The sequence below is a fragment of the Nodularia chucula CCY0103 genome (genome assembly GCF_963923915.1).
Classification (GTDB): Bacteria; Cyanobacteriota; Cyanobacteriia; order Cyanobacteriales; family Nostocaceae; genus Nodularia; species Nodularia chucula.
This window is the reverse complement of record NZ_CAWUOL010000236.1, coordinates 1-445: the sequence shown is the minus strand read 5'-3', so window position 1 is coordinate 445 and position 445 is coordinate 1. Positions and strand designations below refer to the sequence as shown.

Genomic DNA, 445 nt, shown 5'->3' with positions numbered 1-445 from the left:
CCAAAAAGTTAAATGGACTACGGTGACGAGAGTGTTCGATTGGACAGATATTTTTGAGATGGTCATTGACCGACTCAATGACAGCGCGTTTGCGTAATAGAATCTTATCAATCAGTTTGACCAAAGGATTTTTCATTTTCTTTTTAGATTTGGTGACTAACTGCAATCCTCGTTCATATAACTCCTCAAATAATTTTTGAGATATATATCCTCTGTCACCAAAAAGTTTACCAATTAAGTCCTTAGTCATATCTGGGACTGGTTTTCGGTCATCCACATTGGCAGGAGTTAGGGAAAATGCCAATAATTCTCCACAATCATTAATAATCAAATGTAGTTTAAATCCAAAATGCCAGCCCACAGAATTTTTTCCCCATTTGACTAAACCTTTAAATACCTTGTGACAATGCGCCCTGGCATTGTGACAAACATTGATGGGGGTGGA

1 protein-coding gene is annotated in these 445 nt (G+C 37.5%); it reads right to left on the bottom strand.

The genetic code is table 11. From position 1 onward, the window contains the following. The coding region (locus ACM0OP_RS24385) for an IS982 family transposase (protein WP_414530979.1) at window positions 1–445 on the bottom strand (445 nt) is incomplete at both ends.